At 66.6% G+C, this 16,055-nt stretch carries 12 protein-coding genes; 5 read left to right on the forward strand and 7 right to left on the reverse strand.

Features of this window, described 5'->3' with window-relative positions; translation table 11 throughout:
- Nucleotides 1-127: 127 nt before the first annotated feature.
- Genes CLM73_RS04565 through CLM73_RS04575 form a run of 3 tightly spaced genes read left to right on the forward strand, consistent with a single transcriptional unit; the run spans nucleotide 128 to nucleotide 4,702 of the window.
- Nucleotides 128-1,312, forward strand: a complete 1,185-nt coding sequence (locus CLM73_RS04565; protein ID WP_105237494.1) for an efflux RND transporter periplasmic adaptor subunit — start codon at nucleotides 128-130, stop codon at nucleotides 1,310-1,312.
- A 1-nt stretch (nucleotide 1,313) separates the two neighbouring features.
- Nucleotides 1,314-3,272, forward strand: coding sequence for a MacB family efflux pump subunit (locus CLM73_RS04570; protein ID WP_105237495.1), 1,959 nt, complete (start codon nucleotides 1,314-1,316; stop codon nucleotides 3,270-3,272).
- 5 nt (nucleotides 3,273-3,277) lie between these two features.
- Complete coding sequence (locus CLM73_RS04575) at nucleotides 3,278-4,702, forward strand: efflux transporter outer membrane subunit (RefSeq protein WP_105241383.1); 1,425 nt, start codon at nucleotides 3,278-3,280, stop codon at nucleotides 4,700-4,702.
- A 421-nt stretch (nucleotides 4,703-5,123) separates the two neighbouring features.
- On the opposite strand, the gene CLM73_RS04580 is transcribed toward CLM73_RS04575, so the two are convergent.
- A complete protein-coding gene (locus CLM73_RS04580; protein WP_105237496.1) occupies nucleotides 5,124-7,163 on the reverse strand; it encodes an alkaline phosphatase D family protein in 2,040 nt (679 codons plus the stop codon).
- Between the two features lie 742 nt (nucleotides 7,164-7,905).
- Between CLM73_RS04580 and CLM73_RS04585 the strand changes: the two genes are divergently transcribed.
- Nucleotides 7,906-8,754 carry a tRNA threonylcarbamoyladenosine dehydratase gene (locus CLM73_RS04585; RefSeq protein WP_105237497.1) on the forward strand — a complete coding sequence of 283 codons (849 nt, stop codon included), beginning with the start codon at nucleotides 7,906-7,908 and terminating at the stop codon, nucleotides 8,752-8,754.
- Between the two features lie 71 nt (nucleotides 8,755-8,825).
- Here the strand turns inward: CLM73_RS04585 and CLM73_RS04590 are convergent, their stop codons facing one another.
- Genes CLM73_RS04590 through CLM73_RS04600 form a run of 3 tightly spaced genes read right to left on the reverse strand, consistent with a single transcriptional unit; the run spans nucleotide 8,826 to nucleotide 10,886 of the window.
- Complete coding sequence (locus CLM73_RS04590; RefSeq protein ID WP_105237498.1) at nucleotides 8,826-9,137, reverse strand: non-heme iron oxygenase ferredoxin subunit; 312 nt, start codon at nucleotides 9,135-9,137, stop codon at nucleotides 8,826-8,828.
- A 14-nt stretch (nucleotides 9,138-9,151) separates the two neighbouring features.
- Nucleotides 9,152-9,625, reverse strand: a complete 474-nt coding sequence (locus CLM73_RS04595) for an aromatic-ring-hydroxylating dioxygenase subunit beta (RefSeq protein WP_105237499.1) — start codon at nucleotides 9,623-9,625, stop codon at nucleotides 9,152-9,154.
- A 1-nt stretch (nucleotide 9,626) separates the two neighbouring features.
- Nucleotides 9,627-10,886 (reverse strand): aromatic ring-hydroxylating dioxygenase subunit alpha, encoded by a 1,260-nt coding sequence (locus CLM73_RS04600; RefSeq protein ID WP_105237500.1) that lies wholly within the window; start codon nucleotides 10,884-10,886, stop codon nucleotides 9,627-9,629.
- A 212-nt stretch (nucleotides 10,887-11,098) separates the two neighbouring features.
- Here CLM73_RS04600 and CLM73_RS04605 point away from each other — a divergent pair, with 212 nt between their 5' ends.
- Entirely contained in the window at nucleotides 11,099-12,001 is a 903-nt protein-coding gene (locus CLM73_RS04605) for a LysR family transcriptional regulator (RefSeq protein WP_105237501.1), read from the forward strand.
- Nucleotides 12,002-12,011: 10 nt separating this feature from the next.
- Here the strand turns inward: CLM73_RS04605 and CLM73_RS04610 are convergent, their stop codons facing one another.
- The 3 genes from CLM73_RS04610 to CLM73_RS04620 all read right to left on the reverse strand — a co-directional run bounded on the left by CLM73_RS04610 (nucleotide 12,012) and on the right by CLM73_RS04620 (nucleotide 16,000).
- Entirely contained in the window at nucleotides 12,012-14,402 is a 2,391-nt protein-coding gene (locus CLM73_RS04610) for a TonB-dependent receptor (RefSeq protein WP_105237502.1), read from the reverse strand.
- 105 nt (nucleotides 14,403-14,507) lie between these two features.
- On the reverse strand, nucleotides 14,508-15,488 hold the full coding sequence (locus CLM73_RS04615) for a FecR domain-containing protein (protein WP_234015809.1): 981 nt from the start codon (nucleotides 15,486-15,488) through the stop codon (nucleotides 14,508-14,510).
- Nucleotides 15,485-16,000: a sigma-70 family RNA polymerase sigma factor gene (locus tag CLM73_RS04620; protein ID WP_056568959.1), complete on the reverse strand. Its 516-nt coding sequence runs from the start codon at nucleotides 15,998-16,000 to the stop codon at nucleotides 15,485-15,487. The genes CLM73_RS04615 and CLM73_RS04620 overlap by 4 nt, the downstream gene beginning before the upstream one ends.
- Between the last annotated feature and the right edge of the window lie 55 nt (nucleotides 16,001-16,055).

The raw sequence follows: 16,055 nt of genomic DNA on the forward strand, positions 1-16,055 counted from the left end.
GGATCGTTGTATCGTTCACGCAACGGAACACGTCCGCGCGGTGCAATCCGCCTTCGAATTTCACCGCTTGTTTGCAGCATTACCGGCGCCGCTCGTGGCGCCTTGCCGTTCCCATCGTCCAGGTTCAATGAAAAAGTCCCGCAGCAAGTTCAAGCGCTACGTCCTGATAGCCGTCATCCTCCTGCTTCTCGTGTTTGGCGCGCGCGCCGCGTTCTTTTCGGCGCCGCCACCGCCGACGTTCGCGGTGGCCGAAGTGTCCCGGGCGGACCTGGAAGACAGCGTCCTGGCCAGCGGCACCATCGACGCCATCGAACGCGTCAGCGTCGGCGCGCAGGCCACGGGCCAGCTCAAGTCCCTGAAGGTGGAACTGGGCGATCGCGTCAAGAAGGGGCAACTGGTCGCCGAGATCGACGACCTGACCCAGCAGAACGAACTGCGCAATGCCGAGGCGGCGTTGCAGACGCGGCGCGCCGAACGGGCCGCCAAGGTCGCCACGCTGAAGCAGGCGGAACTGGCGTTCAAGCGTCAGCGCATGATGCTGGCGGCCGACGCCAGCTCGCGCGAGGCCTATGAATCGGCCGAGGCCACGCTGGCCGTGACGCGCGCCGAGATCGCGTCGCTGGACGCGCAGATCGCGCAGGCGGAGATCCAGGTGGACACGGCCCGGGTCAACCTGGGCTACACGCGCATCGTCTCGCCGATCGACGGCATGGTGGTGGCGGTGGTCACCAAGGAAGGCCAGACCGTCAACTCCATCCAGAGCGCGCCCACCATCATCAAGGTGGCGCAGGTGGACACCATGACGATCAAGGCGCAGATCTCCGAGGCCGACGTGACGCGGGTCAAGCCCGGGTTGCCGGTCTACTTCACCATTCTGGGCGAACCGGACGAGCGCTACCGCGCCACGCTGCGCGCGGTGGAACCGGCCCCGGATTCCATCCAGAAGGATGACGCGACGTCGTCGCTGACGTCCTCGACCAGCTCGTCCACCAGCGCCGCGGTCTATTACAACGGGCTGTTCGACGTGCCCAACCCCGACGAGAAGCTGCGCATTTCGATGACGGCCCAGGTCTTCATCGTGCTGGGCGAAGCCAAGGGGGCGGTGGTGGTGCCGGCGTCGGCGCTGGGCAAGCGTGGCAAGGACGGGCGCTACGAAGTGCGGGTGGTCGGGGAAGGCAACAAGACCGAGACGCGCCAGGTCCGCATCGGCATGAACAACAACGTGCAGGCGCAGGTGCTGGAAGGCCTGGAGGTGGGCGAACGCGTCGTGTCGGCGGATTCGTCGCCGGCCGCCGCCAAGCCGGGAGCCTGACATGAGCGGTCCGCTCATTTCCCTGTCGGGCGTGCGCCGCGAGTTTCCGGCGGGCGACCAGACGATTGCGGTCCTGAAGGACGTCAACCTCACGATCGAGGCGGGCGAGATGGTCGCCATCGTGGGGGCGTCCGGGTCGGGCAAGTCGACGCTGATGAACATCCTGGGCTGCCTGGACCGGCCCACGCGCGGCGACTACAAGGTCGACGGCCGGAGCACGGGCGAGCTGGATCCGGACGAGCTGGCGCAGCTGCGCCGGGAACACTTCGGGTTCATCTTCCAGCGCTATCACCTGCTGGCGGACCTGAGCGCGCAGGGCAACGTGGAGGTGCCGGCGGTCTACGCGGGCAAGCGCCGCGAGGCGCGGCTGGAGCGGGCCTCGGCCTTGCTGGCGCGGCTGGGCCTGGCGGATCGTTCCGAGCATCGGCCTGGCCAGCTTTCCGGCGGTCAGCAGCAGCGGGTGAGTATCGCGCGGGCGCTGATGAACGGCGGCGACATCATCCTGGCCGACGAGCCGACCGGCGCGCTGGACACGCATACGGGCCAGGAGGTGCTGCGCATCCTGGAAGAGCTGAACGCGGCGGGACACACGATCATCATCGTCACGCACGATATGAACGTGGCGCGTCACGCGCAGCGCATCATCGAGATCAGCGACGGCGAGATCGTCGCGGACAAGCGCAATCCGGACGCGCCACGCCATCAGACGGCGCTGGACGAGGCGCCGGCGATGGCCCAGCGGCCGGCCTGGCAGGCGTATCTGGACCGCTGCGGCGAGGCGCTGCGCATGGCGCTGCTGGCGATGAACGCGCACCGGCTGCGCACGTCGCTGACGATGCTGGGCATCATCATCGGCATTGCGGCGGTGGTGTCGGTGGTGGCGCTGGGCGAGGGTTCGCGGCGCAAGATCCTGGAAGACATCAGCGCGATCGGCACGAACACGGTTGAGGTCTTTCCGGGCAAGGATTTCGGCGACGAGAAGGCGGTGAACATCCGCACGCTGGTGGCGGCCGACGCGGAGGCGCTGGCGCGCGAGTCCTATGTGGACAGCGTGACGCCGGAAGTGGGCACGAGCAATACGCTGCGCTATCGCAACGTGTCGGTGAATGGGTCGATCCAGGGCGTGGGCGATCAATACTTCCGGGTGCGTGCGATCAAACTGGCCGAGGGCAAGTTCTTTGACGAGACGAGCGTGGCGCGCCGCGCGCAGGAAGTGGTGATCGACGAGGGCACGCGGCGTGCGCTGTTCGGGTCGCACACGGAACCGATCGGGCAGGTGATCTTCCTGGGGTCGATGCCGGCGCGCGTGATCGGGGTGACGCAGAAGAAGGACACGGTGTTTGGCAGCAACGATTCGCTGAACGTGTGGATTCCCTATACGACGGCGCTGTCGCGGGTGCTGGGGCAGCAGCATCTGAAGAGCATCACGGTGCGCGTGAACGACGCGACGCCGCCGGCCGCGGCGGAGCAGGCGATCGTGCGGGTGCTGACGCGCCGGCATGTGGTGAAGGACTTTTTCGTGTTCAACACGGATGCGGTGCGCAAGACGATCGAGCGCACGACGGCGACGATGACGCTGCTGGTGTCGCTGATCGCGCTGATTTCGCTGATGGTGGGCGGGATCGGGGTGATGAACATCATGCTGGTGTCGGTGACCGAGCGCACGCGCGAGATCGGGGTGCGGATGGCGGTGGGCGCGCGGCGCAGCGACATCATGCAGCAGTTTCTGATCGAGGCGGTGCTGGTGTGCCTGATCGGCGGGGCGGTGGGCATTCTGTTGTCGCTGGGCTTGGGGGTGCTGGTCAGCAAGGCGACGGGCGGCTCGTTCCAGATGATCTATTCCACGGCATCGATGGTGGCGGCATTTACGTGCTCGACACTGATTGGTGTGATTTTTGGCTATCTGCCGGCGCGCAACGCGGCGCGCCTGGATCCCGTCGAGGCGTTGGCCCGGGAATGAGGAAGATGAAAGCAGTTTCTCTTTTGTGCAAACCGCTGGGCGTGGTGCTGGTGTTGGCGCTGGGCGGATGCGGTCTGCTGCGTACGGATTACGAGCGGCCGGCGGTGAGTGTGCCGGCATCCTGGACTTATGCGAGGGCCGGTGCCGATGCGGGTGCGCAGGCGTCGTTGGCGGACGGGGGCGACTGGTGGCGCAATTTCGATGATCCGGTGCTGAACGGGCTGGTGGACACGGCGCTGGCGCGCAATAACGATCTGGCAGCGGCGGCGATTCGCGTGCGGCGGGCGCAGTATCAGGCAGGATTGGCGGACGATCAGTTGATGCCGCAATTCGGCGGTGACGCGAATGTGTCGCGGGTGCGCAATCTGTATGGGGATCGTGCGATCACGCGGGCCAATTCGGCTGAGCTGACGGTGAGCTATCAGGTGGACCTGTGGGGCAAGCTGGCGCGCCAGCGGGACGCGGCGCAGTGGGAGGCGCTGGCGACGGAGCAGGATCGCCAGAGCGCGGCGCTGTCGCTGGTGGGTACGACGGCGACGTTGTATTGGCAGACGGCGTTCATCAATCAACGCATTGCCAGCAGCGAGGAGAGCATTGCCTACGCGCGGCGCACGCAGGATCTGGTGCGGGCGCAGTATGCGGCGGGCGGGGCGTCGGCGCTGGAGCTGGCTGAAGCCGAGCAGACGGTGGCAAGCCAGGAGGCGGCACATGCGTTGCTGGTGCAGCAGCGGGTTGAGTACATCAATGCGTTGACGATTCTGTTCGATGGGCCGCCGGATCGCATTACGGCGGATCCGATGCGGTTGCCTTCGAGTGCGTTGCCGGAGGCGCGGGCAGGGGTGCCGGCGGAGTTGCTGGGGCGGCGGCCGGATCTGCGGGCGGCTGAGCTGCGGTTGCGGGAGTCGCTGGCTACCGTGGATGCGACGCGGGCGAGCTTTTATCCGCCGGTGACGTTGACGGGGGCGTTGGGCACGTCGAGCCCGACGTTGTCGGATGTGCTGAAGAATCCGATCGGGACGTTGGGGGCGGGGTTGACGTTGCCGTTTCTGCAGTGGAATCAGATGCAGCTCAATATCCGGATTTCGAAGACGGATTTTGAGGAGCGGGTGGTGACGTTCCGGCAGGCGCTTTATCAGGCGATGGCGGATGTGGAGAATGCGTTGTCGAATCGCACGCAGTTGGGGATTCGGGCGGGGCAGCTGGATCTGTCTTTGCGGGCGGCTCGGGAGGCTGAGCGGTTGTACGAGGTCAGGTATCGGGCGGGGGCGGTGCCGCTGCGGGATTGGCTGGATGCGCAGGAGAAGCGGCGGGTGGCTGAGGTGGCGCGGGACGAGAATATGTTGAACCGGTTGGTGAATCAGGTGACGGTTTATCAGGCGTTGGGTGGGGATGATGTGGTGGCTGTGGGTGGTGAGGGGCTGCGGATGTGAGGTTGGCAGCAGTCCGGCGCATCGTTTTGCACCGGAAGCCGGGGGCGGGCATCGGTCGCGGTTCTTGTGACGCCCGGCGCGGCGGCGGCCTGGGCTGCGCGGGGCTACGATTGCGGTCCGGAGCCTTCGCTCCGGACTGCCCCTTCGTCATCGTCGTTGTCGCCTTCGGCGACTGCCTTCCGATTCCCTCGGGCGCATCTACACGCCCCGCGCACCCCAGGCCGCCGCCACGCCGGGCTCGGGTGGTTTGAACTTGGCGGGCGCTGGGGCGGGTTGAGTTCTTGAGGTTCTTGGCTGCGGTGGCGCGGGTTTGCGCATCTTGCGGGGCCCGCGCCCGGTTGGCCGCGCGGGCGGCCTCCGGGCGCTTACGTGGTGTCTTACGTCGGGGGATGACGCTTCGCGCTTGCCCCCGCTCACGCCATCACGTTGCGACGATCACGTCCGGGGTGCCGGAAGTAATGGTGAGCACAGTCTGTGAAGCCACGACCGGGGCGGCGGGCGGTTGCGTGCCGTTCAGGGGCTTTAGCTTGTTGAAGACGCAGCGTAGTTCGGTTTCCGTCAGCGTCACCACCGCGTAGCCTTGCGCGTCCGTGTCGATGTGGCGCATCCAGTCTGAATTGAATTGCATCAGCGTGCTGTTGAACGCGTTCTGGATCTTGCCCGCGTTTTCGCCGTAGATCAGCGGCTTGGCCGCGGCAAAGGCGGGGTCGGTGTCGACGACGTTCTTGAAGTAGCTGAAGAACGAGTTGCTGGAGATGCCGGCGGTGACCAGGTCGACCATGACGGGTTTGGGGGTGGCGGCGTCGTAGTCGTCCATGACGGGGCCGGCGAAGAAGGCGTGGATGTCGCCGGTGAGGGCGACCAGGTTGCGGATGCCGGTGTCGCGCACGTAGGCCATGAGGTGCTTGCGTTCGGCGTTGTAGCCGTCCCATTGGTCCGCGTTCAGCAGGTATTCGTCGAGCAGCAGTGAGGGCGGCAGTTGGGCGTCTAGCAGGGGTTTGATCTGGACTGCGAAGGCGGCGGGCGGGATGCCGGCTTGGGTGTCTAGCAGCGTTGATAGCGCGGGGTAGGCGGTGACGGGTTTGCCGCTGGTGTGGTCGGCGGCGGTGAGGTCCTGGGCCAGGGCGGTGGCCATGAGGGCGGTTAGGGGCGCCAGCGCGGATTGTGCGGCGGCCAGGCCTTGGGCGAGCAGGCCGGCGACGGCTTGGGTGCCGTTGAATTGCATGCGCAGTAGCGAGACTTCGTTGCCCCAGAGGTTCCACGAGGTGGTGCTGGCGGCCAGTTGGGCTTTCCACCAGTCGCGCTGGGTGTCGCCGAGGATGGAGACGGGCGTGAGTTGGCCGCCGGCGTTGGCCATTTTCAGGCTTTCGACTTGGGAGAGCAGGCGCTTGGGGACGAAGTAGCGGCTGCCGATTTCGCTGCCGACCTGTTGCTCGGGAATGATGTGGTCGGCGCGGTAGAGGCGCTCGTCGGTCATGAGCAAAGTGGCGAGGCTGCCGAAGCGGAAGGCGCGGTAGATCTGGATGTTCTGGAAGGAAGGGTTGGCGAGGTCGAGCGAGACGTCGGCGGGCATGAATTCGAACCAGGCCTGGCTGGCGCCGCGGCGGCGCGAGGTGAGCGGGGTTTCGTCGTCGGCGACGCCGTAGGTCTGGTGGTCTTGCCAGCAGTCGTCGGAGAATTCGTGGTCATCCCAGATGGCGATGACGGGGTAGCGGGCGTGCAGGGCCTGCAGGCGGGGGTCGGAGCGGTAGCTGCGGTAGAGGCTGCGGTAGTCGGCAAGGGTGGTGGCGAAGATGGCGCCGTCGGCGCGGGCGGTGCCGTCGGGTAGCGTCAGGGGGGCGTGGGCGCTTTCGACGCCGCCGGTCTGGAAGCCGGCTTTGACGGTTTCGTAGATGTAGTCGCCGAGGTGAACGACGAAGTCCAGGTCTTGCGCGGCGAGGTCGTCGAAGGCGGCCCAGTGGTTGACGCTCCAGTCCTGGCACGAGATGAAGGCGAACTTGAGTTGCGCGACGGCGGCGTTTTCTGCGGGTGCGGTGCGGGTGCGGCCGGTGGGGCTGGTGCTGCCTCCTGCCAGGAAGCGGTAGTAGTAGGTGGTTGCTGCGTCGAGGCCGGTGACTTTGTGGCGGACGGTGTGGTCCCAGTCGGGCTCGGCGGTGATGGGGGCGTCGACCAGGAGTTGGGTGAAGGATTCGTCGCGGGCCATCTGGACGCGGATGGGGACGGCGGCGCCGGTGTCGCCGATTACCCGGGTCCAGAGGATGATGCTGTCGGGCCGTGGGTCGCCGGAGGCGATGCCTTGCGGGAACTGGAAGCGCGCGGGGGTGCCGCCGCCGTTGTTGCCGTCGTCACCGCCGCCATTGTCATCGTCATCGTCGTTGCTGCCATTACAGCCGGCCAGTCCGGCGGTGGCGGCGGAGACGGTCAGGAAGCTACCCCATTTCAGGAATTTTCTGCGGTCCATGGTAAGCGTTACGCCCTGTCAGACGATGCCGGCGTGCGGCATCTGATTTTTCGGATTGGGATGGCACAGACGGCTGGCGCCGTTGGCAGCCCGCGGCGGGCGTATTACCCCATTCAGGCGTTACGGGGGAGTGACAGGGTGCGGCGCGATGTGGCGCGGCGTCTGGCATCCTTGAGCATTTGATGGATGGGTTCTTCGACGTGGGTCGGTGTTTGACAACCTTAGGCTTTTGCCGGGGGGTTCTTGTTGGGTCATTTGCCGGGCGGGTTCTTAAGACGCCCGGCGTGGCGTCGGCCTGGGGCGCGCGGGGCTACGATTGCGGTCCGGAGCCTTCGCTCCGGACTGCCCCGTCGTCATCTTCGTCCAGGCCTTCGGCCTTCCCTTCAGATTCCCTCGGGCGCATCTACACGCCCCGCGCACCCCAGGCCGACGCCACGCCGGGCTCGGATGGTTTGAACTTGTCGGTCGCTGGGGCGGGTTGAGTTCTTGAGGTTCTTGGCTGCGTTTGCGCGGGTTTGCCGCGTCTTGCGGGGCCCGCGTCCGGTTGGCCGCGCGGGCGGCCTCCGGGCGCTTACGCGGTGTCTTGCGTCGGGGGATGACGCTTCGCGCTTGCGGTGGGCGTGGATGCCTCTGGTGTCTGACACCCTTCAGGCACATTCGCGGCATGACGGCAGTCTTCGCAGGGTGTCAGACACCTTGTCTGCATGGATTGGGCAGGTGGGTTGGCGGCCGCTGCCATAAAATGCGATCCATGAACTCGCCCGAACTCATCCCTGAACCCGCCGATCTCGACCGCCGTTTCGGCGCGCTGTCGCGTCTTTATGGTCCCGAAGCGCCTTCCCGCATTCGTGATGCCCATGTTGCCGTTGCTGGCCTGGGAGGGGTTGGCTCGTGGACCGTCGAGGCGCTGGCGCGTTGCGGGGTGGGAGCGTTGACGTTGATCGATCTGGATCACATCGCCGAATCCAACGTGAACCGGCAGATCCATGCGTTGAGTTCGACGCTGGGGCAGTCGAAGGTGGAGGCGATGGCCGAGCGGGTGTTGGCCATCAATCCGGAATGCCGGATCACGCGGGTGGATGACTTTGTGTCGCCGGAGAACGTGGGCGAGGTGTTGCCGGGGCCGTATACGGTCATCATCGATTGCACGGATCAGGCCGCCGCGAAGATCGCGATGATCCTCCATGCGCGCAAGCTCGGCGTGCCGATGTTGCTGTGTGGCGGCGCGGGCGGGAAGACGGATCCGTTGGCGTTGCGGGCGGGGGATCTGTCGGGGGCGGTCAATGATGCGCTGCTCTCGAAGCTGCGCAACAAGTTGCGGCGCGAGCATGGGTTTCCGCGGGCGTCGGACAAGAACGGCAAGGCGCTCAAGCGGGTGCCGAAGATGGGCGTGCATGCGTTGTGGTTTGACCAGCCGGCGATTTTGCCGGATGCGTGGACCCGGCCGGTCGAGGGTGAGGACGACATGGGCGCGTCGGGGATGACGCTGGCGCCGCAGGGCTTGTCGTGCGCGGGTTATGGGTCGGTGGTTACCGTCACCGCCGCCATGGGCATGGCGGCGGCAAACGAGGCGCTTCGGTTGGCTGTTTGAGGGCAATCCGGGCCCTTCAACTCCGCTGCGCTTCAGGCATTGACGCCGCTACGACTTAACGTCTGACTCCTTCATAACGCCACGAACACGACGCCATCCTCGATCCGCACGGGATAGGTCGCGATGTTCTCGCGCAGTGGCGAGCACAGGGCGCGGCCGTCGCGCACGTCGAAGCGGCCCTGGTGCAGCGGGCATTCGATTTCGTGGCCGGTCAGGAAGCCGTCGCACAGTCGGGCATTGCCGTGCGTACAGAGGTTGTCGGTGGCGTAGACCTCTCCTTCGACGCCGTATAGCGCGATCTCCTTTCCGCCTGCCTCGACGGCGATGACGTCTTCTTCGGGGACTTCATCGCGCCCGATGGCCTTGATCCATTGCACAGTCATTGCTTGTCTCCGGGTCAGATGGGATAGATCAGCGAATTCGGGATCAGCTCGCTGTCGAAGATGCACAGCCGCGATTCGAATTTGAGGCCGTCGGGGGTCTGGCGGATTACGTCGAGGTATCGGCCCACGTTGAAGACGGTGGTGAGCTGGCTGGGCTTGGTGCGGAAGATGGCGTAGTTGGCTTCGGACTCGATGCGGCCGTCCTGCACCAGCAGCACGCGCGGGGCGCCAACGACGTGGCGTTGGTAGTAGGGGTCGTGGAAGATGGTTTCGGTGGCGCCGTAGATGCGGTCCTTCAACATGCCGCGGCTCTCGAATGCCATGGTCGCCAGCGGGAAGCCGCGTTCGTAGTTTTCGCGCGGCAGCACTTTGTAGACGCAGTCTTCCGTGAAGAAGTCGGGCCACTTTTCCCATTCGCCGGCGTCGAGCGCGGCGGCGTAGTCGGTGTACAGGCGGGTGAGCTGGTAGTAGAGCGGAAAGTCCAGCATGTCACGCCTCCATCACGCGGCGCCAGTACGCGTACATGCCGCGTATCAGCGTTTCGGTGACCATGTGATCGGTGTTTTCGGCGGTCTTGCCGCCCAGTTCGGCGACGCTGCGGTGCCAGGGCTTTTGTTCGAAGCCGGATTGCGAGAATTCGATGACTTCGCCGTCGTCGGCGGACACGAAGCCGGCGGGGCCGAAGAGGTTGGCCTGGCGCAGGCGGCGCTGGGTCATTTCGGGGGTGTCGTCGGCAAAGCCGAAATGGGTCCAGACGAAGTCGAAGGCGTCGTGGCCGACGGGCTGGATGTGGCGGGTGGACAGCGAGTTCACCTGCTGCTGGATGATGACGCTGGGGAACAGCGTCATGAGCACGGCGGTGGGGCCGTTCCACCAGGGTTCCTGCACGATGTCCAGGAAGCGGTCGTCGTTCAGCGACATCTGTTCCTTGAAGCTGGACACGCCGCTGGTGACGGTGCTTTTGCCGCCCTGGCCGCGCGTGGAGATCATGGCGGCGTGGCGGAAGTGGCGGTCCATCTTTAGTTCGGACCGGTTGTCCGCGCGCCAAAGGCCGAAGGTGACGAACCAGGTGTGCAGGAGGCCGGGGTGATAGGGGTCCTTGATGTTCTCCTGCATCAGCTTCCAGTTGCCGGGAATGCGCTGGCGGCTGTAGCCGTGGATCACCAGTTCGCGGCCGTCGAAGACGCGGTCGAAGTAATGCGCGATGTCGGAACCCAGGTAGTCTTCCAGCGGCTCGACGTCATGGTCGAAGGAGGCGAAGACTACGCCGTTGCGGCAGGCGACCGCGAGTTTTGTCAGGCCGTGTTCTTCGGGCTTGAAGTCGGGCGGCATGCCGCCGTTGATCTTGCCGTCCTGCTTGACGCCGCGGCGGAAGGGCACGCCGATCAGGTTGCCCTGCAGGTCGTAGTTCCACTGATGGTAGGGACAGACGAACTCGGTGCGGTTGCCGGCGCGTTCGCGGCAGAACTGCACGCCGCGATGGGCGCAGACGTTTTCCACGACGCGCACTTCGCCGTCGTTGTCGCGCAGCAGGATGACGGACCGCTCGCCCACGACCGTGCGCTTGAAGTCGCCGGGGTTGGGGATTTCGGCTTCGAGGCCGACGTAGCTCCAATGACTGCGGTAGAAGAAGCGCTCCAGCTCGCGCTGGTGCAGCGCGGCGTCGGTGTAGACGCCGAACGGGATGCGATGGGAACCGTCGCCTTGCCAGGGCGGGACGAATTGGATGGGGTGTTCGGGGGCGTTCATGGACGGCCCCGGCTACAGGACGTGGCGATGCGATGCGTGCGGACGCGCATGATTTGTCTCCATTTTCAGCTGGCCGCGTGGCGGCCGGGCAGCGCCTTGCGCGGCATGGGCGCAGGCGGTTTTTTCGCATCTTCGGGCAGGGCGCCAAATTAATAAATAGAATCTGGCTTATTACATAAATCACCAGAATCAATATTGGTGGAGACAAGCGCATGAACCTGAAAGACGTGGATCTGAATCTGCTCGTCGTCTTCAATGAATTGCACAAGCATGGCCGCGTGTCGGCGGCGGCGGAAAGTCTGGGGATTTCGCAGCCGGGCGTCAGCAATGCGCTGAGCCGGCTGCGCAAGCTGCTGGGCGACGAGTTGTTCCTGCGGACCTCGCGCGGCATGGTGCCGACGCCGTATGCCGAGAGCCTGGCCCAGCCGATTGCCGATGCGCTCGCCGCGCTGCAAGGGACGCTGAACGCGCGGGTGGCATTCGATCCCGCGCGCAGCGAGCGTTCGTTTGTGATCGGGGTGAACGACGTGGGCGAGACCTACTTCCTGCCGCGCCTGATGCGGGCGCTGGATCAGGTGGCGCCGGGCGTGACCATTCGCACGGTGCGCACGACGTCGATCGACGTGCGCGACGAGATGGAGCGGGGCCGCATGGATCTGGCCATGGGCTTTCTGCCCGGATTGAAGGGCGGGTTCTTTCAGCGGCGGCTGTTTCGCCAGCCCTATGTGTGCATCTTCCGGCAGGACCATCCGCTGGCGCGCTCGGGCGTGTCGGCCCGGCAGTTCCGCGCGGCCGAGCACGTGGCGATCGTGTCCGAGGGCACGGGCCACGGCGTGGTGGACGAGGTGATTGCACGCGCGGGCATCAGACGCCGGCTGCGGCTGACGGTGCCGCACTTCATGGCGGTGGGGCCCGTGCTGCAGGCCACCGACATGATCGCGGTGGTGCCGCAGCGCTTTGCCGACTGCGCTTGCGGCCCGTTCGGCCTGGCGGCCACGCCCTGCCCGGTGAAGATCCCGGAGTCCGTCATCAACGTGTTCTGGCACGCCCGCAACCACCGCGAAGCCGCCAACCAGTGGCTCCGGCAGGTGGTGGTGGACGTGTTTGCGGATTGAGTCCGCGTCTTCAGAACTGCATCTGCGCCGACAGCGCGATGCTGCGCGGACTGCCGAGGTAGTAGCTGTTGAGCCAGTAGTCGCGGCCGGTGACGTTGTTGACGTTCAGGCGCAGCGTCAGCGGCCGGCCCGAGACCTGGGCCGCGTAGCGCAGGCCGACGTCGAACGTGGTGTAGGACGGCAGGCGGCTGACGTTGGTGGCGGAGGACCACTGCTTGCCGACGTGGTAGACGCCGCCGGTGACACTGAGGCCGGGCACGAAGGGCAGGGCGTATTCGGAGTAGAGCTTGGCCATGAACTTGGGCACGTTCATGGGGTCCTTGCCGTCGTTGGCGCCGCCTTCGACGCGGGCGTGCAGCCACGTGGCGCCGCCCACGACCGTCCACGCGGGGGTCACCTTGCCGATGGCCGAGATCTCGGCGCCGCGGTGGCGCTGCACGCCGTCCTGGCCGTAGACATTGCTGTCATTGGTGTACTCGTAGGCTTTTTCGATGTCGAACAGCGCGCCGCTCACGAGCACGCCGCCGACCTCGGCCTTCAGGCCCAATTCTTTCTGTTTGCTGCGCATGGGCGCCATGACCTGCAGCGCGTTCGCGGCGTCTTCGGGCGCAACGCCGCCCTGTTCCAGGCCTTCGATGTAGGTGGCGTACGCCGTCATCCACGGCACGGGCGTGAAGATCAGCGATGCGTTGGGCGAGTTCCTGCCGCGGTCATAGTCGGGCTGGCTGAGGCTGCCGTCGGCGTTGCGGTCGGTCGTCTGGATGGTGCTGCGGTTGATGCCGACCAGCGCGGACCATTGATCGTTGAAGCGCACGAGGTCGCCGATCATGAAGTTGTCGTTGCGGATGCGGCTGGAGAAGTACATCGACTTGGCCGGCGTCGTGGGCCAGTCCGGCTCCGGCACGTGCGTGGGCGAATCCAGGCTGTACGGGCCCTGGTAGCCGGTGCTGGGGAACCACGTGTTCTGCCATTGCCGGTCGGTGTAGCCGTAGTACCCCATGGTGATCTTGTGATCGACCGGACCCGTGGCGAACGAGATGTCGGCCAGCGCCTGCCATGCCTCGGATTCCGTGCGGGAGGGACCGACTTTTTGCCGCAGCTGGAAGTATTCGCCCGCGGACCGCACCGAATTCATCGTGTGGTACTGCACTGGCCGGTCCTGGTATTCGCGCAGGTGGGCCACGCGCACCGTCAGGTGGTCGCTGGCCTCATACGTTGCCCGGGCCATCCACTTGCGGGTTTCGGTCTCGTCGCGGATCCATGGCTGGCTCCAGTTCTTCTTCCCATCAAGGGTGGGGCGGGACACGCCGTCGCGGAAGAACCAGTACGAGTTGGGCGCGTCCATCTTGTAGTCGCCGTAGGACGCGCCCAGCTCCAGCTTGAAGCGGTCGGTGATGTTGAAGTCGAACGCGGCGGTGGCCAGGCTGCGGTCGATCTTCTGGTCGTCGACGGCGGTGTCGCCGTCCTGGCGCACCAGGTTGACGCGGTAGCCGACCTTGCCATTGCTGTCGACCGGGCCGCCGAAGTCGCCGTGCACGTAATACTGGCCGCCGCCGTAGTTGCCGACCGTGACGCTGTTCAGGCGTTCCTGCGTGGGGCGCTTGTAGACGTAGTTCACCATCCCGCCGGGCGAGGCGGCGCCGAACAGGAAGCCCGACAGGCCGCTCAGGATCTCGACGCGCTCCTTGTCCTCGATGGATGCCGCAAAGCCGAAGGAGCGGCGCAGGCCCTCTTCGGCGCGGTCGTAGCTGTTGAAGCCGCGGATCTTCACCATGGGCGCCCAACCACTGATCTGGGGCGTCTGCGTCATGGCGGACGGGCTGATCTTGTAGACATCGTCGGGCGACTGGGCCTGCACATTCTGCAGCAGCTCGCGCGGCACGACGTTGATGGCGAAGGGCGCGCGCTGCAGGTCCATGCCGCCCAGGGCGCCGACCGACTGCACGAGCGAGGCGCGGTAGCCGTCGCTGGCAAGACCGTCCTGCTGCAGGGCGGCGTTGGTGGAGCCGGTGACCATGACGCCGGGCAGCGTCACCACGCCCGGTGCCGCGGGGCTGGGGCGCAGGGTGTACTCGCCGCCGCCCCGGTGGACCGCCTCGAGGCCGGTGCCGGCCAGCAACGCGCCGAAGCCGCTCGCCACGGAATGGCGGCCGCGCAGGCCGGGGCTGTTGCGGCCGGCGGTCATGGCGGCGTCGACCGACACCTGGATGCCGGCCTGGGCCGCGAACTGGGTGATGACGCGGCTCAGCGCGCCGGGTGCGATGTCGAAGTCGCGGCTGGCCGAGGCGGCCGGCGCGGACTGCGCGTGCACGGGCGAGGTCGTGGAGACGGCAATGCCCAGGAGGGCCGCGGAAATCGCCAGCGATAGCGCGGTGCGGCGGGTAAGGGACGAGGAGTGCATGGAAAGCCTTTCGTGGGGGAAAGAAGAGGGTCTTCACCCCGTATGCCAAACGTGGCATCCGAAAAGGGAACCTCGGTCCTGAAATTTTTTTTGCAACGCGTGGCGTCAGCGCGGCACCACCGTCACCCACCACGGCATGGGCGCCTGGATGCGCACGGGCAGCGTGGCGGCCAGCGCGCTCAGCACCCGGTCCGTGTCCGGCAGCGCATAGGCGCCGACGATGCGCAGATCAGCCACCTCCGGCGCACAGGCCAGATAGCCGCGCCGGTAGCGGGACAGCTCGGCGATGAAGTCCGCGAGGCGCATGTTCTCGGCGATCAGCAGCCCGCGCGACCAGGACTCGCGCGCGGGTTCAGCGGGCTCGGGCGGCGCGGCGGCGGCCCGGGTGACGCGGGACTGCTGGCCGGCAGGCACGATCAGGGTGGCCGCGCCGGCGGCTTTGGGGCGCACTTCCACGGCCCCCTCGAAGACGGCGACCCGGCTGGCGTCTTCCCCCTGGAAGACCGCGTAGCGCGTACCGATCGCGCGCAGCCGCGCCTCAGCGGTGTCGACAACGAAGGGCCGCGCGGGGGACTGCGTGTCCGGCGCGGTGGTGACCAGGATCTCTCCGGCCACCAGCACCACGCGACGCAACTGCGGGCCGTAGTCCACGTCGACCGCGCTGCCGGTGTTGAGCCACAGGGTGCCGCCGTCGGCCAGCTGTATCTGGCGGCGCTCGCCCACGCTGGTGTGATGGGCGGCCGTCCACGCACGCCATGGGGTGCTCTGGGTGGCGGCCCACGCGCCCAGGCCGGTGCCGCAGAGCAGCGTCAGCATCTTCAGGGCGCTGCGGCGCTGCGTGCGTTTGGCCGCCGCGGCGTCCAGCATGCGGTGCGCGGTGGGCTTGTCCACACCCGGCAGGTCGTCGAATTTGCCGCTGATGGCCTCCACGCGGCGCCACGCCAGCTGATGCGAAGGATCGGCGTCGTGCCACTGGCGCCAGCGCTGCCGCTCCACCGGCGGCACCGAGGGGGCGCGCAGCACGGCAAACCACTCGGCGGCCTCTTGCAGCACCTTGAAGCTGGGCGCGCTGGCGGCGGGCGTCATGGCGCGGCGGCCGCCATGCTGGACGTCAGACAGTGCAGCATCGCCTGCGCCATGTACTTCTTGACCATGCGCTCGGACACCGCCAGGCGCGCGGCGATCTCGACGTAGCCCAGGCCTTCCAGGTGCGCCAGCAGAAAGGCCGTGCGGGCCTTGGGATTGAGCTGGTTCAGCAGTGCGTCCAGTTCGGATAGCGCATCCATCAGCAGGGCGCGGTCTTCAGGCGAGGGATGCAGGGTGTCGGCGACGGTGGCCAGCGTGTCGCGGTAGGCGCGTTCCAGATCTTGTCGCCGCCAATGGTTGATGACCAGGCCGCGGGCAATGGTGGTCAGGAATGCGCGCGGTTCGCGGATGGGTTCCTGGTTGCGGAACAGGCGCACGAATGTGTCGTGCGCGATGTCGGCGGCGTCGAAGGTGTTGCCCAGGCGGCGCCGCAACCATTCCTGCAGCCAGCCGTGGTGGTCGCAATACAGGGATTCGATGCAGGCGGGCGCCCCGGGGCGGGTGGAAGACACGATGAAGCCGCTGACATGATGCCAATAAGAATCAGTCGCAATTATTCTTCAGCGG

This window comes from Achromobacter spanius, assembly GCF_002966795.1.
Taxonomy (GTDB): Bacteria; Pseudomonadota; Gammaproteobacteria; order Burkholderiales; family Burkholderiaceae_B; genus Achromobacter; species Achromobacter spanius_D.